The sequence below is a fragment of the Bordetella flabilis genome (genome assembly GCF_001676725.1).
Lineage (GTDB): Bacteria > Pseudomonadota > Gammaproteobacteria > Burkholderiales > Burkholderiaceae_B > Bordetella_C > Bordetella_C flabilis.
The window spans coordinates 223,772-243,172 of the sequence record NZ_CP016172.1; the positions used below are offsets into that span (position 1 = coordinate 223,772).

The 19,401-nt window shown below is 68.9% G+C and carries 20 protein-coding genes; 8 read left to right on the top strand and 12 right to left on the bottom strand.

Annotated elements, in window-relative coordinates; all coding sequences use genetic code 11:
• Positions 1-2: 2 nt before the first annotated feature.
• Positions 3-1,214, bottom strand: a complete 1,212-nt coding sequence (locus BAU07_RS01060; RefSeq protein ID WP_066652858.1) for an alpha-hydroxy acid oxidase — start codon at positions 1,212-1,214, stop codon at positions 3-5.
• A 174-nt stretch (positions 1,215-1,388) separates the two neighbouring features.
• Here BAU07_RS01060 and BAU07_RS01065 point away from each other — a divergent pair, with 174 nt between their 5' ends.
• Positions 1,389-2,288, top strand: a complete 900-nt coding sequence (locus tag BAU07_RS01065) for a LysR family transcriptional regulator (RefSeq protein ID WP_066652861.1) — start codon at positions 1,389-1,391, stop codon at positions 2,286-2,288.
• 4 nt (positions 2,289-2,292) lie between these two features.
• Here the strand turns inward: BAU07_RS01065 and BAU07_RS01070 are convergent, their stop codons facing one another.
• Positions 2,293-3,192, bottom strand: a complete 900-nt coding sequence (locus BAU07_RS01070; RefSeq protein ID WP_066652864.1) for a LysR family transcriptional regulator — start codon at positions 3,190-3,192, stop codon at positions 2,293-2,295.
• 159 nt (positions 3,193-3,351) lie between these two features.
• On the opposite strand from BAU07_RS01070, the gene BAU07_RS01075 reads away from it, so the two are divergent.
• From BAU07_RS01075 to BAU07_RS01085, 3 genes are all read left to right on the top strand, one after another.
• The gene (locus tag BAU07_RS01075; protein ID WP_066652867.1) at positions 3,352-4,320 is read left to right on the top strand and encodes a tripartite tricarboxylate transporter substrate binding protein; all 969 of its coding nucleotides are present in this window, start codon (positions 3,352-3,354) and stop codon (positions 4,318-4,320) included.
• A 58-nt stretch (positions 4,321-4,378) separates the two neighbouring features.
• The gene (locus BAU07_RS01080; protein WP_066652869.1) at positions 4,379-5,317 is read left to right on the top strand and encodes an NAD(P)-dependent oxidoreductase; all 939 of its coding nucleotides are present in this window, start codon (positions 4,379-4,381) and stop codon (positions 5,315-5,317) included.
• A 74-nt stretch (positions 5,318-5,391) separates the two neighbouring features.
• Positions 5,392-5,769, top strand: a complete 378-nt coding sequence (locus BAU07_RS01085; RefSeq protein WP_066652871.1) for a DUF427 domain-containing protein — start codon at positions 5,392-5,394, stop codon at positions 5,767-5,769.
• Positions 5,770-5,774: 5 nt separating this feature from the next.
• Here BAU07_RS01085 and BAU07_RS01090 read toward each other — a convergent pair whose 3' ends face one another.
• From BAU07_RS01090 to BAU07_RS01110, 5 genes are all read right to left on the bottom strand, one after another.
• The gene (locus BAU07_RS01090; RefSeq protein WP_066652873.1) at positions 5,775-6,638 is read right to left on the bottom strand and encodes an isocitrate lyase/PEP mutase family protein; all 864 of its coding nucleotides are present in this window, start codon (positions 6,636-6,638) and stop codon (positions 5,775-5,777) included.
• Entirely contained in the window at positions 6,635-7,171 is a 537-nt protein-coding gene (locus BAU07_RS01095; RefSeq protein WP_066652876.1) for a LeuD/DmdB family oxidoreductase small subunit, read from the bottom strand. The genes BAU07_RS01090 and BAU07_RS01095 overlap by 4 nt, the downstream gene beginning before the upstream one ends.
• Complete coding sequence (locus tag BAU07_RS01100; RefSeq protein ID WP_066664489.1) at positions 7,168-8,430, bottom strand: 3-isopropylmalate dehydratase large subunit; 1,263 nt, start codon at positions 8,428-8,430, stop codon at positions 7,168-7,170. Before BAU07_RS01100 ends, BAU07_RS01095 begins: the two co-directional genes overlap by 4 nt.
• Positions 8,431-8,456: 26 nt before the next feature.
• On the bottom strand, positions 8,457-9,230 hold the full coding sequence (locus tag BAU07_RS01105) for a GntR family transcriptional regulator (RefSeq protein WP_066652879.1): 774 nt from the start codon (positions 9,228-9,230) through the stop codon (positions 8,457-8,459).
• Between the two features lie 62 nt (positions 9,231-9,292).
• On the bottom strand, positions 9,293-10,258 hold the full coding sequence (locus BAU07_RS01110) for a Bug family tripartite tricarboxylate transporter substrate binding protein (RefSeq protein ID WP_066652882.1): 966 nt from the start codon (positions 10,256-10,258) through the stop codon (positions 9,293-9,295).
• A 273-nt stretch (positions 10,259-10,531) separates the two neighbouring features.
• Between BAU07_RS01110 and BAU07_RS01115 the strand changes: the two genes are divergently transcribed.
• Positions 10,532-10,915 carry a c-type cytochrome gene (locus BAU07_RS01115; protein ID WP_066652887.1) on the top strand — a complete coding sequence of 128 codons (384 nt, stop codon included), beginning with the start codon at positions 10,532-10,534 and terminating at the stop codon, positions 10,913-10,915.
• A gap of 108 nt (positions 10,916-11,023) precedes the next feature.
• Positions 11,024-11,932 (top strand): LysR substrate-binding domain-containing protein, encoded by a 909-nt coding sequence (locus tag BAU07_RS01120; RefSeq protein WP_066652889.1) that lies wholly within the window; start codon positions 11,024-11,026, stop codon positions 11,930-11,932.
• Positions 11,933-11,995: 63 nt separating this feature from the next.
• On the opposite strand, the gene BAU07_RS01125 is transcribed toward BAU07_RS01120, so the two are convergent.
• From BAU07_RS01125 to BAU07_RS01145, 5 genes are all read right to left on the bottom strand, one after another.
• Positions 11,996-12,793 (bottom strand): citryl-CoA lyase, encoded by a 798-nt coding sequence (locus tag BAU07_RS01125; RefSeq protein ID WP_066652892.1) that lies wholly within the window; start codon positions 12,791-12,793, stop codon positions 11,996-11,998.
• Positions 12,794-12,881: 88 nt separating this feature from the next.
• Positions 12,882-13,850: a Bug family tripartite tricarboxylate transporter substrate binding protein gene (locus BAU07_RS01130; protein WP_066652895.1), complete on the bottom strand. Its 969-nt coding sequence runs from the start codon at positions 13,848-13,850 to the stop codon at positions 12,882-12,884.
• 121 nt (positions 13,851-13,971) lie between these two features.
• Positions 13,972-15,108, bottom strand: a complete 1,137-nt coding sequence (locus BAU07_RS01135; protein ID WP_066652898.1) for a CaiB/BaiF CoA transferase family protein — start codon at positions 15,106-15,108, stop codon at positions 13,972-13,974.
• 248 nt (positions 15,109-15,356) lie between these two features.
• Positions 15,357-15,677, bottom strand: a complete 321-nt coding sequence (locus tag BAU07_RS01140) for a thioredoxin family protein (RefSeq protein WP_066652904.1) — start codon at positions 15,675-15,677, stop codon at positions 15,357-15,359.
• A 194-nt stretch (positions 15,678-15,871) separates the two neighbouring features.
• On the bottom strand, positions 15,872-16,594 hold the full coding sequence (locus tag BAU07_RS01145) for an ArsR/SmtB family transcription factor (RefSeq protein ID WP_066652913.1): 723 nt from the start codon (positions 16,592-16,594) through the stop codon (positions 15,872-15,874).
• A 151-nt stretch (positions 16,595-16,745) separates the two neighbouring features.
• Here BAU07_RS01145 and BAU07_RS01150 point away from each other — a divergent pair, with 151 nt between their 5' ends.
• Both BAU07_RS01150 and BAU07_RS01155 read left to right on the top strand, forming a co-directional pair.
• A complete protein-coding gene (locus BAU07_RS01150; protein WP_232338306.1) occupies positions 16,746-18,014 on the top strand; it encodes an MFS transporter in 1,269 nt (422 codons plus the stop codon).
• A gap of 208 nt (positions 18,015-18,222) precedes the next feature.
• Complete coding sequence (locus BAU07_RS01155) at positions 18,223-19,380, top strand: HPP family protein (RefSeq protein WP_066652918.1); 1,158 nt, start codon at positions 18,223-18,225, stop codon at positions 19,378-19,380.
• Positions 19,381-19,401 lie beyond the last annotated feature (21 nt).

Genomic DNA, 19,401 nt, shown 5'->3' on the forward strand with positions numbered 1-19,401 from the left:
CGCTATCCGAGCGGAACCAGGAACGACTTATCCAGTTCCTGCAGCCGCGTGATGCCCAGCATGGCCATGTCGCGCGAGACCTCGTCCTGGATCAGCTTCAGCGCATGGCGCACGCCGTCCTGGCCGGCCACCGCGGCCGCGTAGTTGAACGGCCTTCCGACGAAGACGCAGCGCGCGCCCAGCGCGATCGCCTTGAGCGTGTCGGTGCCGCGACGCACGCCGCTATCGAACATCACGGCCATGTCGCCCGCCTGCGCGACGACGTCTTCCAGCACGCGCAGGGGCGATACGGCGCCGTCCAGCTGGCGGCCGCCATGGTTCGAGACAATGACGCCGTCCATGCCGAGCGCGCGCGCCTTGAGGGCGTCGGCCGGGTCCAGGATGCCCTTGATCACCATGGTCCCTTTCCAGCGCTCGCGGATGCGGGCGACGTGGGTCCAGTTCAGGTGCCCGCGATCCGAGAAATCGCGCAGGACGTTGCGCGACAGGATGGGCGCGCCGCGCGTCGCGTAGTTGTTCTCGAAGTGCGGCATGCCGTGCTTGAGCAGGGTGCGCGCGAAGGTGCCGGCCAGCCAGCGCGGGTGGGTGATGCCCTGCCACGCCAGGTCCAGGCTGGGCCGCAGCGGAGTGCTGAAGCCGGTGCGTACATTGTTCTCGCGGTTGGCCTGCGTCGGCGTATCGACCGTCAGCACCAATGTCTGCACGCCGGCGGCGGCGACGCGGTCGATCAGCGCCGCGATCTGCGCATCGTCGCCCGGCAAATAGGCCTGGAACCAGGTGCCGGGCGCCTGCGCCATGACGTCTTCCAGGCGGATCAGCGATGAGCCGCTCATGATGCTGGGCACATTGGCTTCCCGGGCGGCGCGGGCCAGCACGATGTCGCCGCGATAGGCGGTCAGCGCGGTAATGCCCATGGGCGCGATGCCCACGGGGCTGGCGTAGCGCCGGCCGAAAATTTCCACATCCTGGCTGCGGGCCGAAACGTCGACCAGCACGCGCGGCTTGAAGCCGTATCGCGCGAACGCCGCGCGATTGTCGCGTTCGGATTGCCCGTCCTCGACCGATCCGTGCACATAGCCGAAGACCGGGCGCGGCAGGTGCCGCCGTGCGGCGGTCTCGAAGTCCTGCAGTGAAAGAAAGCGCTTCATGCGACGGTCGGCGCGGACCGGGGCGGCGGCGCTCGCATGCGCCGGTTTGGCCAGGGAAGTGGACATCGTGCGGGGTATCGAAAAAGGGCGTGAAGAAAGGGGGCGGCCGGAGCGCGCCAGCGCGGCGGTCGCGGCCGACGGCAACGGGGGCGTGCGAGCGACTATATCGGCTAGTAAAGTTAGAATAAAGCGATATTAAGTGGTGTTGTTTGTCCGCTTTTTCTCAACATTCAGGTTGTCGTGACTCTCAAGCAATTGGAAGCGTTCTACTGGGCGGCCACGTGCAAGAACTTCGCCGTGGCTGCCCAGCGTCTGGATATCTCCGTGTCGTCGCTCTCCAAGCGCATCGGCGAACTGGAATCCACCATTGGAGCGCCGCTCTTCAACCGCGACAACCGTAGCGCCGTGCTGACGCCGCTGGGCGAGCGCATGTTGCCGCACGCGCGCGATGTCCTGGGCGCGGCCGAGCACTTCATGCGCCGGGCCAACGATGCGCGCGCCCTGTCCGGCCGTTGCCGCTTCGGCGTGGGGGAGCTGACGTCGCTGACCTGGATGCCGCGCCTGATCGCCATGATCCAGCAGGCGCATCCCAACCTGACGGTGGAGCCGCACGCCAACCTGGGCCAGGCGCTCGAAGTGATGCTGGAGAACGGCGAACTGGATTTCGCCATCATTGCCGGGCCGTCGACGCGCACCGCCATCGCGTCCCACGCGATCGGCGTGGCGGAGTTCATCTGGGTGGCGGCGCCGCATCGCTACCTGGACGATCCGCCCGTGCGCGCCGAGCAGGTCGCGGATGCAACCCTCATCACCCTGCCCAACAGTGCCGGTACGGTGCGCATCCTGGATGAATGGCTGACCGAGCACCACGTCCGCATCAGCCGCCGCATGACTTGCGAGAATCTCGGCGCCGTGGCGGGGATGCTGCGCGAAGGGCTGGGCGTCGGCTTCCTGCCCAAGGCCTGGGCACGTACCCTGGTCCAGCGTGGCTACCTGATGGAGCTCGTCGCGCTGCCTCCGCTGCGGCCGCTGCAATACACCTTCCAATGGCGGCGCGACGACACGCGCGCCATGGTGCAGCAACTGCGCGATATCGCGGTGCGCGCCGTGGATTTCGACATCACGCCCTGCCTGGTGTGACGCGCTACCACAGCGGATGCAAGGCGCCGAAGTCGACTTCCTCGATCACGCGCTGGCGCATGGCCGCCACCACCGGGCGGATGTCGTCGCGGCGGCACTGGAACGAGTAGTGCAGGGGGCGCAGCGTCGGCTGGCTTTCTATGGCGCGTATGGCGCGCTTTTCGTGTAGCGGTCCCAGCCACCCTTCGGGGAAGTAGGAGACGCCGATGCCGGCGGCCACCATGCCGCTGATGGCGCCCATGTTGTTGCAGATGAGCCGGCGCGAGATCGCGATGTTGTTCTCCTGCACCCAGGCCTCGAACAAACGCGTGGAGCCTGCGCCGGGCGGCATGGTGATGACCGTCATTTCCTGCAGATGCGCCGGCGTCAGCATGCGCACGCCCTGCAACTGCGAGGCGGCGCCGGCCCAGCTGTAGCGCACCTCGGCGATGGTGTGGGAGGCCACCGCCGGGCGCGAGGACCACCCGGCTACCACGGCGAAGTCCAGTTCGCCGCCTTCCACCCGATGTTCCAGGTTCTGCCCCACGTCCACATGCGGCTCCAGGCGCAGGTCAGGGTAGTCGCGCCGGCAGCGCGCCACGAAGCGAGGCAGCCAGCTCATGGCGGCCAGCTCCCCCATGCCGAAGCGGCAGACGCCCTGCAGGCCGTCGCTGCCGCCGACGGTGGAGCGCGCGCGGTTGACCGCGCCCAGGATGTCGCGCGCCATGGGAAGCAGGGTTTCGCCGGCCGCGGTCAGCAGGGACCGGTGGCCGCGCCGGTCGAACAGCGCCTTGCCCAGGTCCGCTTCCAGCTCGCCGATCCGCTTGGACAGCGACGACTGGGACAGATGCAGCTGCGCCGCGGCGGCGGCGAAGCTGCTGGACATGGCGGCGGCGTAGAAGGCTTCGAGCTGCTTGAGCGTCACGGCGTGTGTTTTATGAAGAAAAGCGATGGAGTTCCTGGGAAATTTATCACTTTCGTCTCTATTTTGATGTTGCTAGAGTGGCGGCGACACAGGCCAGGAAACATGCCTGCATGCGCCCAGGCGCCGCAACGCTGCCCCGCAGAGGGCGGAGGAGACCCAATGAAAGTCCTGATGCAACGGCTCGCGGCCGGCTTGTTGGCCGCCGCATCGGCCAGTCCGGTACTGGCCCAGGCCTGGACGCCGACCCGGCCCATAGAAATATTGGTGGGTTTCGCGCCGGGCGGTTCGGCGGATCAGATCGCGCGCCAGCTTGCGCTGGCGGTCAAGGACACGGTGCCGGTGCCCGTCGTCGTGGTCAACAAGCCGGGCGTGGCCGGCGTGCTGGCCGCACAGGACATCGCCAACGCCAAGCCGGACGGCTATAAGTTGTTCGTCGGCGGCGGCAGCGAAACCACGTCGGTGGGCAACCACCAGAAGATTTCCTACGACGCGCGAAGCGATTTCCGCCCCGTGCTGAAGGTGGCGCGCCTGCCCTCCGTCCTGGCGGTCCCGGTCAATTCGCCCTACAAGGACATGCGCGCACTGATCGAGGCGGCACGCGCCAGGCCGGGTGCGCTGAGCTATGGCTCCACCGGCGAAGGCAGCCTGTTCCATTCGACCATGCTGGCGTTCGAGGCCAATAGCGGCCTGCGTTTCCTGCACGTGCCTTACAAGGGCGCGGCCGATTCGCTGACGGCGCTCGCGGCGGGACAACTCGACATGGCGTTCGGCGCGCCGGAGGAGCTGAAGGCGCTGATGGATGCCGGCAAGATAAGGCCCATCGCGCTGTTTTCGAAGTCGCGCGCGCCTTCCATGCCGGACATTCCAACGGTGGCGGAGTTGGGTTACCCCGTGGCGCTGGACAACATGAAGGGATTGCTGGCGCCGGCCGGCCTGCCCGATCCTGTGTACGCCTACCTGAACAAGGTCTTCCATGACGCGCTGTCCAGCCCGTCGTGGCAGGCGTATGCGGCGCGCAGCGGCTTGACCACCGACTACGCCGATGGCCCGGCATTCCAGCAAGAGATCGCGGAAAGCTATGCGCTGATCGGCAGCTCGCTGCAGAAGATCCGCGGCGCCACCCAGTAAGGGCGATGCCGCGGCCATCGGGGCCGCGCGTCACGCCCTCAGGATCCAGGAGAAGTTCATGACGGCAAATGAGCCGGCCCAGGCCGTAGGTTTCATCGGGCTGGGCGTGATGGGGCGCGGCATGGCGATGAGCCTGCTGCGCAGGGGTTTCGAGGTGACGGTTCACAACCGTACCCGCGCGGCCGAAGCGCCGCTCGCGGCCGCGGGCGCCAAGACGGCCGCTTCGCCGGCCGAGATCGGCGGCCAGGTGCGCGTGGTCATGCTGTGCCTGAGCGATACGCAGGCCGTGCAAGCGGTGCTGTTCGGCCCCGAGGGCCTGGCGCAGACCCTGGCGGCCGGATCCTGCGTCATCGACACCAGTACGATCGAGGCGCAGGCCACGCGCCAGTACGCGCGACAACTGGCCGAACGCGGTATCGCCTTGCTGGACGCGCCGGTCAGCGGCGGGCAGCAGGCCGCGGAGAAAGGAGAGCTGAGCTGCATGGTGGGCGGCGAGCTGGCGGCCTTCGAGCAATGCCGTCCTTATCTGGAGGCCATCGCCACCCGGGTATTGCGCATGGGCGACAGTGGCGCCGGGCAGGTCGCCAAGGCCTGCAACCAGGTCGCCGTCAGCGCGGTGCTGCTGGGCGTGAGCGAGGCCTTCGCGCTGGCGCGCAGCAACGGCGTCGATCCGGCGGTCGTGCGTGAAGCGCTGCTGGGTGGCGCGGCGCGCAGCTTCATGCTGGAGAAAAACGCCATGCGCCTGCTCCAGGGGGATTATCGGCCGGGCTTTCGCGCCGAACTGATGCGCAAGGACCTGCGGCTGGCGGTGGCCTGCGCGCAGGAGGCGGGCGCGTATACCCCCGTGGCGGCCACGGCGTTGCAAGTGCTGCAGGCGGTGTGCAACACTGGCCACGGCCAGGACGACTGGAGCCGCGTCGGCTGGCTGATCGACACCCTATCCACACCGGCCAGCGCCGATCCCGCCACGGGCGGCGAGCCAGGAGGCGGGGCGTGAACCCGCCCTGATACCTCCGGCGTCCCGTCATCCGGCCGCGGCGATGTCCCGCATCTTCAGACAGGAGCACCGACATGAAGCCCGTCAAAACGCCCGGACCCGACCATCCCATCACCATCGAGCGCAACCCCAACCGCATCGTCGTGCGGGTAGGGGACCGGGTCATCGCCGACACGCGCGATGCCCTGACCCTGCGCGAAGCGAACTATCCGCCGGTGCAATACATCCCGCGCAAGGACGCCGACATGTCCCTGCTGGAGCGCAGCGACCACACGACGTATTGCCCGTACAAGGGTGACTGCGCGTACTTCGGCATTCCGGCCGGCGGCGAGCGGACGGCCAATGCGGTGTGGACGTACGAATCGCCGCACCCGGCCGTGGCGGAGATTGCCGGCCACCTCGCTTTCTACCCCGACCGTGTCGACGCGATCGAGGAAGCACCGGCAAGGTAATCGCTTTATTCGTACTTCTTGCCCAGCGCCAGCAGTTCCGGCGTGCCGATCAAGGCGTTCAACTGATCGAAGTCCAGCATGGCGTCGCGCCAGGGCGCCGTGGTGCCGTGTTCGTGCAGGCTGCCGTAGTAGCGTTGCAGCATGTGCGATACGGCCCGCGCGGTTCCGCCCGGGAAGATGACGATGGAAAAGCCCCTGGCGGCCAGCTCGCCCGCGCTTTTCACCGGCGTCATGCCGCCTTCCACCATATTGGCCAGCAGCGGTACCCGCCCCGCGAATCGCCGGCATGCGGCGTCCATGTGCGCGTCGGTACGCAGGGCTTCCACGAAGATGGCGTCCACGCCGCAGGCCAGGTATTGTTCGGCGCGGTCGAGCGCGGCGTCCAGGCCTTCCGTCGCCAGGGCGTCCGTGCGCGCCAGGATCAGCGTATCGCTGCTGGCGCGGGCGTCCAGCGCCGCCCGCAGCTTGCCGCACATCTCGGCGGCGGGGACGACGCTTTTGCCCGCCAGGTGTCCGCAGCGCTTGGGGAAGCCCTGGTCTTCCAGCTGGATCATCGCCGCGCCGGCACGTTCGAACCCGCGCACGGTGCGCTGCACGTTCAGCGCATTGCCGAAGCCCGTGTCGCCATCGACGATGACCGGGATCGAAACGCGTTCGGTGATGCGGGCAAGGGTCTGCTCGACCTCGGTATAGGTCGTCAGGCCCACGTCCGAACGCCCCAGGCGGGTATAGGCGATGGAGGCGCCGGACAGGTACAGCGCCTGGAAGCCCGCCTGCTCGGCGATGAGCGCGGACAGGGCGTCATAGACACCGGGAGCAAGCACGGACTGGCCGGCCTGGAGTGATTCCTTGAGCGTGCTTGGCATCATGCCCTCATGGGGTGGGGTTTGAGCGTGCCGTCGGCGAGCCGGCGCTTGAGCAGGTTGAGCAGTCCGCCGGCATTCACCATGTCGCGCAGGAAATCGGGAATCGGCGCGCACGGCAGGATGCGGCCGTCGTCGCGCACCACGCGGCTGCCCGGCAGGTCGACGGCGACGTGATCGCCTTCGCCGAGGACTTCGGCGTCGGGACAGGTCAGCAGCAGCAGGCCGACATTGAAGGCGTTGCGGAAGTAAAGCCCGCTGAAGCTGGGCGCGATGACGGCGCGCACCCCCAGGGTGACCAGCGCCGCGGCGGCCTGCTCGCGCGACGAGCCGATGCCGAAGTTCGGCCCCGCCACGATGACATCGCCCGGCCGCACGCCGCCGGCGAAGTCCGGCCTTACGCGCTCCAGGCAATGCCGGGCGATTTCGTCGATGCCGAACTTCATGTAGGCGCCGGGCGCCAGCTGGTCCGTATCGACATCCGCGCCCAGCCGCCATACGCGATGGGGCGCGTTCGTGTCCTGCGGCTGCGTCGTCATGCCAGCATCTCCCGGGGATCGACGATGTGTCCGGCAACGGCCGCCGCCGCCACGGTGTAGGGCGAAGCCAGGTACACCTGGGCGGTGCGCGGCCCCATGCGGCCCTGGAAGTTGCGGGCGGTGGTGGCGATGACGTTGACCCCTTCCGGGATGGATCCGCCGTAGCCCGAGCAGGCGCCACAGGAATTCGGCAGCACGCTGGCGCCGGCTTGCGCCAGAACCGCCATCACGCCCTCGCGCTCGGCCTGTTGCTGGTCGCGCGCGCTGGCCGGCGCCACCATCAGCGCGACGCCGGGCGCGATGCGCCGGTTCTTCAGGACTTGCGCCGCGGCGCGCAGGTCTTCCAGTTTTGCGCCCGTGCAGGCGCCGATGTAGGCCACCTGCATGGGGATGGCCGGGTAGTCCGCGATGGGGCGCGAATTGGCCGGGCTGTGGGGCGCCGCGACGTGCGGCGGCAGGGACGTGGCGTCGAATCGATAGCGCTCGGCGGGCGCGTCCGCATCGGATTGCCAGCGGTCGAGCTCGACCTCGCCCGCGCCGGCCGCCTGCAGGTAGGCGGCGGTCTTCCCGTCGGGGGCGACCAGGCCCACCTGCGAGCCGATTTCCGCCGACATGTTCGAGAGCGTCATGCGCTCCTGCATGCTCAGCGCGCGCACTGCGCTGCCGCAGAACTCGACGGCCTGGTAGCGGCCGCCGTTCATGCCGAAGCGGCCGATCATGTGCAGCATCATGTCCTTGGCGGTCACGCCGGGCCCGAGCGCGCCGTCCCATTGCATCATCAGCGTGTGCGGCACCTGGATCCAGATCTCGCCGCTGGCGACCACGCCCAGCATTTCGGTGCTGCCGACGCCGAACATATAGGCCCCGAAGGCGCCGCCCGTGGGCGAGTGCGAGTCGCCGCCCACGCACAGCATGCCCGGTCGGATGTGGCCGCGTTCCGGGACCACGACATGGCAGATGCCGACCGAGTCGTAGACGTGCGGCAAGCGTTGTTCGGCGGCCCAGTCGCGGGCGATGCGCACGATCTTGCGCGATTCGTCGTCGGCCTCGGGCACGTAGTGGTCCATGACCAGCACCACCTTGTCGCGGTCCCAGATGCCGGTGCCCAATGCTTCCAGCATGGGCTTGAGCCGCCGCGGACCGCTGGAGTCATGGAACATGGCCAGATCGACCTGGCAGGTGACGATGTCGCCAGGGGCGACGCTGGCGCGCCCGCTTGCGGCGGCGAGCAGCTTTTGAGCCAATGTCTGGGAAGGCATGCGCGGCCTCTCGATGTCCGGAAGGTTCAGGTTTGCGCCGGACCGGCCGGCCGCCACACGGGCGCGCCGGGGGTTTCATGCGCGGTCATGTCCAGGCGGTACTCGAAGCGGTCCGGACGGTAGCGGGCATCCAGGTACTCCACCGGCTGGCCGGCTGCATCCCGCACGAGGCGTCGGATGTTCAACAGCGCGGAGGCGACCGGCACGCCCAGGCACTCCGCCGTGGCGGGATCGGCCAGCACGGCGGTCATGCTCTGTTCCGCCCCGGACACGCGCACGCCCAGGTCGCCGAAGATCTGCAGCAGCGGCTTGCTGGCCAGGGCTTTTTTCGAGATGCGGTGGCCGATGCCGTCCGGCACGTAGGTCTGCAGGTACGAAAACGGCTCGCCCTTGTAGCTGCGCACGCGGATGGAGCGGTGCACCGGTGTCCCGGGCTCGATCTCCAGGCGGGCGGCAATGCCGGGCGGCGCGGGCTCGACGGCCAGCTCCAGCAGCTTCACCTGGGTGTGTGTGCCCATGCGAGCCAGATGCGCCATCAGCGCGTCCACGCTCGCCCCCTGTTGCGGCGCCGCCAGTTGCGCCGGCACTTGCGCGAACGTGCCGCGACCCTGGCGCCGCGATACCAGGCCGTCCTGCGCCAGGGTGTCGAGCGCCCGCCGTATCGTCAGGCGCGATACGCCGTACTCCTGCGCCATGGCGTTCTCTCCCGGCAGCGCCTGTTCCGTGGCGTATACGCCGTCGAGCAGGCGCTGCCGCAGCAGCAGGTAGACCTTGTGATAAAGCGGTAGCGGGCTGTTCATTCAATGGGCCATGGTGTCGATGCGCCGACGCGATATGCGCAGTCGCCGGGTGCGGACAAGCCCTAGTCGACCGTGGCGCCCGTGAATTTGACCACTTCGGCGTAGCGGTCGATGTCCGTGTTTACGAATTTCGTCAGATCCTCGGGCGTGCTGCTGACGGCCTGGGCCGATTCCTGCTCCAGCAGGCGGCGGAACTCGGGCGCCGCGACGGCCTTGCGCGCGGCGTCGTTCAGGCGTGCCAGCGTGTCGGCCGGCAGGTTGGCGGGTCCGAACAACGCAAACCAGGCGTTGGACTCGAAGCCCTTGATGGTATCGCCGATCGGCGCGACGCCGGGCAACGAAGCCAGCGCGCCGGTACTGGTGACGCCTAGCGCCTTGAGCGCACCGCTCTTGACGTGCGGCATGACGTTGAGCGTGCTGCCGAACATCATGTCCACCTGCCCGCCCAGCAGATCCGTGACCGCCGGCGTGGTGCCCTTGTAGGGCACGTTGACGATGTCCAGTCCGGCCATCATCTTCATGCGCTCGCCGGCCATGTGCAGCGACGATCCGATGCCGCCCAGCGCCATGGTGTACTTGCCCGGACTGGCCTTGGCCAGCTTGATGAGGTCCTCGACGTCGTTGGCGGGGAAGTCCTTGCGCGCGACCAGCACGCTGGGCACGCTGGCCAGCATGCTGATGGGCGTGAAGTCCTTGCGCGGATTGAAGGGCAGGTTCTTGTACAGGCTGGCGTTGATCGAGAAGCTGTTGAAGCTGACCAGCAGCGTGTTGCCGTCCGGCGTGCTCTTGGCCACGTAGTCCGCGGCGATGTTGCCTCCCGCGCCGGGGCGGTTCTCCACGATGACGGTGCGGCCCAGCAGCTTCGCCATGTTGGCGCCGATGCTGCGCGCGACGGTATCCGTGGTGCCGCCCGGCGGCGCGCCGACCACGAGCTTGATCGGCGGGTTCTGGGCATAGGCGGCGGGAATGATCAGGCCGGCCGAAAGGGCGACGGCGGCCAGGGCGAAGGCGCGGCGCGAGGATGTCATGTCGTCTCCTGTATAGTTGTATTGAGAAGCATACAACCTGTGGCGAGGCGGTGTCGAGCCCGGCTCCGGATGAACCTGCCGCGCCGACGGGGCGCCGCATGCACCGGGCCGGACATCCGCCTGCCGCGCCGCCACCCGCCCCGGCTGACGGTTGCCCGAAAGCCCGCGACGCGCGGCTTGCCTAGCCATGGATGGGCATGGCATTGTGGTGTGCGTGCGCGGGAACGCCCCCGAGCACGGCTTTCTATCCCCTTGCAGCAGTTGGAGATCCTGATGAACCGCAGCACTTCCGCTTTTCTTACCCTGGCGACCCTGGCCTGTGCCGTTCCCCTGGGCGCCGCCCGCGCCGACGGCGATATCGGCCGCGGCAAGGCGGCGTTCGCGCAATGCGCCGCCTGTCACAGCGTGACCGGCGCCAACGGCGTGGGGCCGCACCTGGACGGCGTGTTCGGGCGCGAGGCCGGCAAGGTGGCCGGATTCCGCTACTCGCCGAATATGCAGAAGTCGACCACCAAGTGGGACGACAAGACCCTGGATGAATTCCTGGCGGCGCCCATGCGGGTGGTGCCGGGCACCACGATGCCGATCAATGTGCCGAACGCGCAGATGCGGCAGGACCTGGTGGCTTACCTCAAGTCCTTGAACGCCGGCAAGTAAGCGTTCGTGCGACGCGGGCCCCTTCCCGTCGCACGCCTGCATCCCTGGGGCGTGCGAGGGGCGGGGGACTGCCTTATCATCGGCCCCGTCGATACCCGGAGCCACCGCATGGAACTGCGGCATCTCAGATACTTTCTTGCGCTGGCCGAGTCGCTGAACTTCACGCGCGCCGCCGAGCGCGTCCATGTCACCCAGTCCACGCTGTCGCACCAGATCCGCCAACTGGAAGAGGAGGTGGGCCAGCCGCTGTTCGACCGCAGCGGCCGCCGGGTGCTGATGACCGAAGCCGGCGATGCCTTCCTGGCCTATGCGCAGCGGGCGCTGAAGGAAATCGACCAGGGATTGGGCGAGTTGAAGCGGGGCCGCCACGATGTCACGGGAGTCGTGCGCATCGGCACCACGCATACCTTCAACCTGGGTTTCATCCCGGCGTGCGTGGCGCTGTTCCTGGCGCGCCATCCGACCGTGCGGCTGGTGGTGGAGGAACTGGAAGCCGACGCCATCATCAACCGCATCGAATCGGGTGCGCTGGACCTGGGCGTGTCTTACCGGCCGTCGGCGCCGGGCGCGCTGCGCTTCGAGCCCTTGTTCAACGAGGAACTGGTACTGGCCGTGCGCGCGGCGCATGGGCTGGCGCGGCGCAAGCGCATCCGGATGATCGAGCTGCATCGCGAGCCGCTGGTGCTGCTGCCGGCGACCTTCGCGACGCGGCGGCTGCTGGACGAATGCTTCGCCGCGGCCGGCGCGGAGCCGGACATCGTCGCGGAGATGAATTCGGTGGCATCGATGATCGGGGTGGTGGCGCGCGCCAACGTAGGCGCCATCGTGGCGCCCAACGCGGTGGCGCGTGACAGCGGCTTGCGCATGATCCCGCTGGAGAACCCCACTCCGGTGCGCACCCCGGGCCTGCTGTTCAAGGCCGATCATCCGCTGGACCGCGCGGCCAAGGCCTTCGCGGCCCTGGTGCGCAAGCAGGCGATGGGCGCGGGCGGCGGCCAGGCCGCGTCGGGCAGCTAGCCGACAAAGAGACGCTGCCTGGCGCACACGCAGGCGCGGCGCAGGGCCAAGCTGTTTCCGGTGTCAGGCGACGAAGCCGGCCGGTGCGTCCCCGTCGTATTCGACCGCCTGCGAGGCCTGGTACGACAGGGCGAACCCGATCGGCCGTTCGGCCTCTTCCACGAGGTGTCCGATCAGGCCGGCGGTGCGCGCCAGGATAGGCACGCCCTTGAGCGCCGCGATAGGAAACCCGATGCCCAGCAACAAGGCCGGAATGGCGGCCGAGACATTCAGCTTGAGCGCCTTGCCGACCACTTCCTCGATGGCAGGCTCCAGCGCCAGCGCGATATCCACGTACGTGGTGTCGATGCCTTCTTCGCGCGCCACCTCGATCAGGCGCCCGACGCGCGGGTCGCGGGATTTGTGCAGCGGGTGGCCATAACCGGGGATGGCCTTGCCGGCGGCGCGGTACTCGCGCAGCACCGTGCGCGCGGCCGTGTCGATGTCCGATCCGGCCGCCCGTTGCCGGATGGCGTCCAGCAGCACCCCGGCCGCCTCCGACGCGCCCAGGATCACCGAGCCACATCCGAGGATGCCGGCGGCGACCGCGCCTTGCAGGGCGTCCGGCGCCGCGGCGTAGGTCATGCGGCTGGCCTGCACGCTGGGCACCAGCCCGTGTTCGGCGATGGCCACCAGGGTGGCGTCCAGTACGCGGCGCGACTTCGCGTCGGGCATGCGGCCCAGCACCAGGAAGTGGAAATAATCGGTGAAGGACGCCACGCCGATCAGGTCCTGGCACAGGTCCTTGCCGCGCACGACGATGGTCTCGCTGTTCGAGGTGGAGATCGAGGTGACCGGTATGGTCGCTTTGCCTATCTTCATGTCTGCTGCCTTGTGTTCGGTTTGGTGATCGCGGGGCCCAGTGGACTGGCCTGGTGGGACCGGCCGGCATGAAGGCCGGGGTGGGAGCCTAGTCGAGCGCGGCGTTCGCCTGCACGACGATGTGGGCCCACTTCGCCGTTTCTTCCTTGATGAAGGGCGGCAGGTCGGCGGTGGCCAGGGTGGACGGCTCCACGCCCAGTTCCGCCAGCCTTTTCTGCACGGTGGGATCGCCCAAGACCTGCGCCGCCGCACGCGACAGCGTGGCCTGGACGTTCGCCGGGATGTTCGCGGGCGCGGCCAGCATGAACCAGGCCGTCAGGTCGAAGCCCGCGAAGCCGGATTCCTGCATGGTGGGCACGTCGGGCGCCAGGGCCGAACGGCGCGCCGCGCTGGCGGCCAGGGCCTTCAGGCGGCCGGCCCGGACCTGCGGCATGACGGCGGTGGGGTGGTAGAACAGGAAATCGGTTTCCCCGGACATGACGGCGGTGACGGCCTGCGCCCCTTCCTTGTAGGGGACATGCAGCATATCGGTCTTGCTCATTTCGCCGAGCAGCGCGCCGGCCAGGTGGCCGGAGGTGCCCGGGCCGGCCGAGGCGAAGGTGATCTTGTTCGGATTCGCCTTGGCATAGGCGACGAGCTCCTGCACGGTGGCATAGGGCGCGTTGGGACGAGTCACCAGCAAGGTGGGGGTGTAGCCGACCATGGCGATGGGCACGAAGGAGGTCGACGGGTCGTAGGGCAGCCGTTTGTACAGCGACTTGTTGATGGCCAGCGTGCCGACGGTGCCCAGGGTGATGGTGTAGCCATCGGGCGCGGCCTTGGCCACCAGGTCCGTGCCGATGCTGCCGCCCGCGCCGGCGCGGTTTTCGACGATGACGGGCTGGCCCAGCACGGTGGCCATCTTTTCCGCCACCAGGCGGGCCGTGATGTCCGTCGACGTGCCCGGTCCGAAGGCCACGATCATGCGGATGGGACGGTCGGGGTAGGTTGCCGCCGCGGCGGCGTTGTGCAGCGCGAAGCCGCAGAGCGCGGCGGCCAGGAATGCCAGGCGTTTCATTGAGTCGTCTCCTTATCGTTGTGGGATGGTGCTGTCGTACTTTCGCTGTGATGCCTGCCGCCATGGTGCTCGCCGCCATGCCGTATCGTGGCGCACCGGCTGGCGCGCGGCGCCATGGTGGCTATGGCCGCCGCAGTTCGGCCAGGATTTCTTCCGTGTGCTCGCCCAGCGTCGGCGGCGCCGTCACGGTGGTGGGGCGTACCCCGTCGAAGCTGACCGGACTGCGTACCGTGCGGAACTCGCCCATGACCGGATGGCGGGTCGCCACTTCCAGTTCCAGATGCCGGGCCTGCGGATCGTTGAGCGCTTCGCTGGCGTCGTACATGGGCGCGTGCGGCACGTCGCCAGCCTGCAGGCGCTCGCACCACTGCGAGCGGGTGCGCGTCTTGAAAACGCCGCGCAACAGGGCGATAAGCGCTTCGTGGTTGGCGATGCGGTCTTCGCGCGTGCGGAAGGCCGGATCGTCGAAAAGCGTCGGTCGTTCGATGGCCTCGGCCAGGCCGCGCCAGAATTTTTCTGGCGACGACATATGCAGCGCGATCCACTTGCCATCCGCGCATTCCAGCACGTACGACTGCGATACGCTGGGCCGGCTGTAAGGGCCCATGACTTCGCCTTCGGACAGGTAGTGGGTGAAGGCGTCCAGGTTGAAGTGCGTCATGGCTTCCAGCATGGACACGCTGACCGTGGCGCCTTCCCCGGTCTGCGTGCGCCGATGCAAGGCGCCGAGGATGCCGTAGGCGGCGTAGAACCCGGTCAGGGAGTCCGCGATGGCGGGACCGACGACGCGCGGGTTGGCCGGATTGACCAGCAGGCCGAGGAAGCCGCTTGCCGCCTGGGCCACGGTGTCGTAGGCGGGACGGGATGCCGCCGGGCCGTCATTGCCGAAGCCGCTGATCGCGCAGTAGATCAGGCGCGGATTGATGGCGCGCAGGCGCGCTTCCCCGGCATTCAGGCGATCGGCGACCCCCGGACGGAAGTTCTGGATGAAGACGTCGGCGCTGGCGATCAGCGCATCGAAGCTGTCCAGGTCGTTTTCCGACCGCGTGTCCAGCGTAATGCTGCGCTTGTTGCGGTTGTAGGTCTGGAAGTGCGGGCTGTACAGCCCACCCTTGAAGGCACGGAAGGGATCGCCCTTGTCGGGATGTTCCAGCTTGATGACGTCCGCGCCCAGGTCGGCCAGCAGCATGCCAGCGGCCGGGCCGGTAATGAATGTGCCTTGCTCCACCACGCGTATGCCCGCGAGCACCCCTGCCATCGCCGTCTCCTGTCCGCTGCTGTGTGCCGGCGCGTCCATGCCGGCGTGGCAGGCACTATAGGAAAGGGCGGACCATCGCGGAAGTGATTAATTTCGATGTATACCGATTGACGACATAGATAGTTGACCGCGCTTGCCGGGAAGGATCGCGGCCGTTCAGCGGGGGCTTCGTCGGCCACCGCTGCAGGTCCTCCGGCCGTGGGCCGCCTGCCGCCGTGCGAACGCGTCGGCGCTACAGTCCTGCAGCCCTAAAGTGCCGCCACTGCGCGCCGGATGTCCGCCGCATTCCCGGGCCGGACCAGCCGGGCGATTTCCTGGCCGTCGCGCAGGAATACCAGGGTAGGCCAGAGCTTGACCTTGAATGACCGGCCCAGCGGCTTGCCCTTGCCGTCTTCCACCTTGATGTGATCCACGGCGGGGTAGTCGGCCAGCGCACCCTTGATGAGCGGCTGCGCCGCCTGGCAGATGGGACACCAGTTCGCCCCGAATTCCAGCACGGTCGGCGTCTTCAGCGCGTCGACGGCCTCGCGCGTGGGTTCGGGGCGGTCGGGATCGAAGTCCTGGAACATGTGGGCGACTCCTTGCAGGGATGGGGAACAGCGTATCGAAGGCGGACGGCGATTATCGAACGGCGCAGATCGGAGCATCGAACGGCGATTATCGAACGGCGGCTGGCGGCTGGCGGCTGGCGGCGGGCTACGGACAATGCCAGCGACTGGGGTCGTCCAGCGCCACGCCCCAGCAATCCGCATACCCCTGGGGTTCAGTCCAGCTCGAAGGCCTCGCGCAGCGCGGCGCGCCCGGCCGGCGTAATGCCGAGGGCCCGGCTGCCGGCCTCCCGGCGCAGCCAGCCGTGGGTGAAGCAGCAGCGGCACAGCGCGGCGCCCAGGGCGCCGCCGATATGCGGGCGGCGCTCGCTCCAGTCCAGGCACGGGCGGCAGAAGGTGCGTCCCCGCTTGCCGGGCGCGGGGTGCAGCGAAGCGGACTGCAGGTCGACGCCCAGACCGGACAGGAAGACCGCGCCGCGTTCGGTCAGTACGCCGCCGTCCGCCGAAAGCTGGATCTGGCCACGCGCCACCATCCGGTCGGTCATGGCCACCGCCAGTTCGCCCGCCAGGTGGTCGTAGCAGGTGCGCGCATAGCGCAGGGCGGCGTCGCGCGGGCCGACGCGCACGGGCCGCTGGTGTGCCGCCACGCGGCGGTCGCCCAGTTCCGCCGCCGCGGACATCATGCTTTCCACCATGCGCGCGACCGCCGGCGAGGCCACGCGGTGGTAGCGATGGCGACCCTGGCGCTCGACTTCCACCAGTCCGGCCTCCACCAGGCGCGCCAGATGACCGCTGGCGGTTTGCGGCGTCACGCCCGCCACGCCGGCCAGCTCGGTGGCGGTCAAGGCACGTCCATCCATCAGCGCGGTGAGCATGCTGGCGCGGGCCAGGTCGCCCAGCAGCGCGGCGGTTTGCGCGAGTGTCGATGTGTTGAGCACGGCGGGCTCCCAGGGGCAGGGATCCGATCCTAGCACCACGGGCCGCGGTGACGTTACGTTCGCCGCCGAAGCATTGCAGGGCACAAGGCACGCACAATGCGCGGCATTCCTGTCCCGTCTTCCATTCCTTCGGATCCAGCCCTTGCCTCCCATGATGCAACACCGGTTGTCCGCGCATCCCCGGCCTTTCGGTCCCTGGGTGGTACGCGCCGCTTTCGTGCTGGCCTTCTTCGGCTGGGGAGTGGGCTTCTATGGGCCGCCCATCTATCTCGCCCAGGTGGTTGCCCGTACAGGCTGGCCGGTGAGCCTGGTGTCGGCCGCCGTCACCGTGCATTTCCTGTGCGGCGTCGTGGTGATCGCCTGCCTGAACCGCCTGTACGCGCGGGTCGGCGTGGCGGCGGTCATGGGCGCGGGTTGTGTCGTGGCGGCGCTGGGGATACTGGGGTGGTCGCTGGCGGCGCAGCCGTGGCAGCTCTTCGCCGCCGCGCTGGCGACGGGCAGCGGCTGGGTCACCCTGGGCGCCGTGGCGGTGAATGCCGTGGTATCCACCTGGTACAGCGACGGCCGTCCGCTGGCCCTGGCCAAGGCCTACAACGGCGCCAGCGTGGGCGGCGCCGTGTTCGCGCCGCTCTGGGTGTGGCTGATCGCGCGCTACGGCTTCACGGCCGCGGCGGCGGCGGTGGGCGCGGCGATGGTGCTGGTGATCTGGCTGCTGGCGTACGGCGTTTTCAGCAGAAGGCCGCCGGACATGGCCGCGCGGTCGGATGGCGAAGATCCGTCCCGCCGGCCCGGAAACAATGCCGGGGGGCCCGCCTTGCCCCCGCACAGGGGCAGCCTGTGGCGTGACCCCGGATTCGCGACGCTGGCTGCCGCGATGTCGCTGGCCTTGTTCGCGCAAGCGGGCTTGCTGACCCACCTGTACGCGCTGCTGGCGCTCACGCTGGGCAGCCAGCATGCGGGATGGTTGGTCGGCGCGGCGACGGCGTGCGCCATCGTGGGCCGCTCCGTGGCGGCAGGCGTCGTGCAGGGGGGCGCCGACCGGCGCACGGTGGCGGCCGCCGGCTATGCCTTGCAGGCGCTGGGTTCGGCCGCGCTGCTATGCGGCTATCCGGATCGGCTCGGCCTTGTCGTCGCCGGCACGCTGCTGTTCGGTTCGGGCATTGGCAATGCGACCTCGCTGCCGCCGGCGATCGCCCAGGCGGATTTCCGTCCTCGCGACGTGGCGCGGGTCGTCGCGCTGATCGTGGCGACCTCGCAAGCGACCTACGCGTTCGCGCCGGCCCTGTTCGGCATGCTGCGCGACGGTGCGGCGGCGGGGGGCGGCAGCAGGGTCTTGATGGCCGCGATTGCCCTGCATGCGGTGGCCGCGCTGGTGCTGATCGCAGGACGCCGGCGTGCCGCGCCGGCCGCCGGTGCGTGATCCAGGCCGACATGTGCCGGTCCTCTTGTACCACCCCGTGACACTGGCAGCGTTCATGCTGCCGGACCTGACGGATAGGAGGCGTCGGGCGGGGCTTGCCATCGTCATATCGATATACCGTCCGCGTATAACACTGCGTGCTACATTGCCTCCCCGCGTCCGAGCCCATTCCCGCATAACACCCGTGGCCGGCGCATGGAGACCTTGCGTGTGGACCTTGTTGAAGAAGGGCTTGAGCGCATTCGCGCCGGCGCCCGTCGGCGCCAGCGGGCGTGACAAGCTTTACGGCGCGCTGGGCGCGCTGCTGGGATTGCTGTGCACCGAATGGATTGGCCGGCATGCCTTGGGCCAGGCCAATCCCTGGTTCATCGCGCCCATGGGTGCGTCGGCCGTATTGCTGTTCGCCGCGCCGGCCAGCCCCTTGGCGCAGCCCTGGTCCCTGATGGCCGGCAATGTCTCGGCTGCGCTGGTCGGGGTCTTCTTCGCCCAGTCGATCGCGGATCCCGGCCTGGCGGCGGCCGGCGCGGCGGCTGCGGCCATTGCCGTCATGTTCTCGCTGCGTTGCCTGCACCCGCCCAGCGGCGCGGTGGCCCTGACGGCGGTGCTGGGCGGGCCATCCATCGCCAAGCTCGGCTACGCGTACGCGCTGTATCCCGTGGCGCTGAACTCGGCGGCGCTGCTGTGTATCGCCATTGTGTTCAATGGAGTGCTGAAGCGCAATTATCCGCATCGCCACGTCGTCAGCGGCCAGGCGGGCCTGGGGGCGGATTCGGCTGCGGCAACGCGATTGGGCTTCACCGGCGCGGACCTGGACGAAGCCCTGCGCAACCACGATCAATTGCTGGACATCAGCAAGGAAGACCTGGCCGATATCGTGCTGGAGGCCGAACGGCGTGCCAGCGTGCGGCGCCATGGCGACGTGTCCTGCGCCGACGTCATGGCCCTGGACATCCCGGTGCTGGGCGCGGAAGACAGCGTGGAACAGGCCATGGCCCTGTTCGACCGGCATCGCACGGCGGCGCTGCCTGTCGCCGACGCGCAGGGGCGGTTGCTGGGCATGCTGGCGCAGGCGGACGCCGCCGCGCGCCTGCGGCGGCTGGAACTGGCGCCCCCGCCCGGCGAAGCCCCGCGCGCGCTGAAAGTGCATGACTGCATGCGTTCGGAGATTGCCTTCGCCGCGCCGGGCATGCCCGCCATCGAGCTGGTGCGCCCCATGGCCCATGGGGTCGCCTGCGTGCCGGTGGTGGATGCCGAGCGCGTCATCGTCGGCGTGGTGCGCCAGGCTGACCTGATCGACGCCCTGTACCAGATGACGCTCGCCGCGCCGGACCACGTACCGGCCCCACGGCTGGAAGCGGCGGCGTAGGCGGCAGCGGGCGTACCCACG

Excerpts from the sequence above, each read along its gene's own strand:
- BAU07_RS01095 (WP_066652876.1), bottom strand. The coding sequence starts at position 7,171 with ATGACGACGCAGCCGCAGGACACGAACGCGCCCCATCGCGTATGGCGG.
- BAU07_RS01060 (WP_066652858.1), bottom strand. The coding sequence starts at position 1,214 with ATGTCCACTTCCCTGGCCAAACCGGCGCATGCGAGCGCCGCCGCCCCG.
- BAU07_RS01105 (WP_066652879.1), bottom strand. The coding sequence starts at position 9,230 with ATGAACAGCCCGCTACCGCTTTATCACAAGGTCTACCTGCTGCTGCGG.
- BAU07_RS01110 (WP_066652882.1), bottom strand. The coding sequence starts at position 10,258 with ATGACATCCTCGCGCCGCGCCTTCGCCCTGGCCGCCGTCGCCCTTTCG.
- BAU07_RS01130 (WP_066652895.1), bottom strand. The coding sequence starts at position 13,850 with ATGAAACGCCTGGCATTCCTGGCCGCCGCGCTCTGCGGCTTCGCGCTG.
- BAU07_RS01075 (WP_066652867.1), top strand. The coding sequence starts at position 3,352 with ATGAAAGTCCTGATGCAACGGCTCGCGGCCGGCTTGTTGGCCGCCGCA.
- BAU07_RS01080 (WP_066652869.1), top strand. The coding sequence starts at position 4,379 with ATGACGGCAAATGAGCCGGCCCAGGCCGTAGGTTTCATCGGGCTGGGC.
- BAU07_RS01120 (WP_066652889.1), top strand. The coding sequence starts at position 11,024 with ATGGAACTGCGGCATCTCAGATACTTTCTTGCGCTGGCCGAGTCGCTG.
- BAU07_RS01150 (WP_232338306.1), top strand. The coding sequence starts at position 16,746 with ATGATGCAACACCGGTTGTCCGCGCATCCCCGGCCTTTCGGTCCCTGG.
- BAU07_RS01135 (WP_066652898.1), bottom strand. The coding sequence starts at position 15,108 with ATGGCAGGGGTGCTCGCGGGCATACGCGTGGTGGAGCAAGGCACATTC.
- BAU07_RS01115 (WP_066652887.1), top strand. The coding sequence starts at position 10,532 with ATGAACCGCAGCACTTCCGCTTTTCTTACCCTGGCGACCCTGGCCTGT.
- BAU07_RS01140 (WP_066652904.1), bottom strand. The coding sequence starts at position 15,677 with ATGTTCCAGGACTTCGATCCCGACCGCCCCGAACCCACGCGCGAGGCC.
- BAU07_RS01100 (WP_066664489.1), bottom strand. The coding sequence starts at position 8,430 with ATGCCTTCCCAGACATTGGCTCAAAAGCTGCTCGCCGCCGCAAGCGGG.
- BAU07_RS01085 (WP_066652871.1), top strand. The coding sequence starts at position 5,392 with ATGAAGCCCGTCAAAACGCCCGGACCCGACCATCCCATCACCATCGAG.
- BAU07_RS01125 (WP_066652892.1), bottom strand. The coding sequence starts at position 12,793 with ATGAAGATAGGCAAAGCGACCATACCGGTCACCTCGATCTCCACCTCG.
- BAU07_RS01090 (WP_066652873.1), bottom strand. The coding sequence starts at position 6,638 with ATGATGCCAAGCACGCTCAAGGAATCACTCCAGGCCGGCCAGTCCGTG.